The organism is Neisseria sp. P0009.S007, from assembly GCF_051962515.1.
Map to the genome: position 1 here is coordinate 1 of NZ_JBQCVF010000797.1, position 668 is coordinate 668.

1 pseudogene is annotated in these 668 nt (G+C 44.5%); it reads left to right on the forward strand.

Annotated elements, in window-relative coordinates:
• Nucleotides 1-441 (forward strand): annotated as a pseudogene (locus ACTHS3_RS16440) (TonB-dependent receptor); the annotation flags it as partial.
• Between the last annotated feature and the right edge of the window lie 227 nt (nucleotides 442-668).

A 668-nucleotide genomic window follows, 5' to 3' on the forward strand; every position in this document is an offset into this window, starting at 1 on the left:
ATCGGCGGCATTATGCGCTATTACGGCAAAAGTACACGGGCGACGACTGAGGAGGAATTTGTTGACGGGACAACCGGTGCCAATACCTACTCTTCACACCAAATGGGCAGAAGGGTGATCAAAAAAACAGAAAGCATCAACAGACAGCCGCTGATTTTTGATTTCTATGCCAATTATGAACCGAAGAAAAACCTTATCCTTCGTTTCGACATTCAAAATGCGTTCAATAAGCGCTATATCGATCCTCTGGATTCCGCAAACGATGCCGCAACCCAGCGCTATTTCAGCGTATTTGAAAGAAAAGGTGGTTTAGATGATGAGGAAGTCGAATGCGATGCCAACGGTTTATGCAATGGCAAATATGGCGGCACGACACGCTCCGTCTTGAATAACTATGCGCGCGGCAGGACTTTGCTGTTTACCATCAGTTATAAGTTCTAAACCTATCCATCAGCATTCTTCATATTGCACTGATTAAAAAGCCGGTAAACGCAATGTTTTCCGGCTTTTTTCGATATATCCTCAAAATTTTCTTCATCTATACACAACAAAAAAACCTGCCCTTGCGGGCAGGTTTTCAATAATGACGGAGATTACAGGCCGCTCAGACGGGCAGTATCGTGTGCAATCATCAATTCTTCGTTGGTAGGAATCACAACGGCAACAGC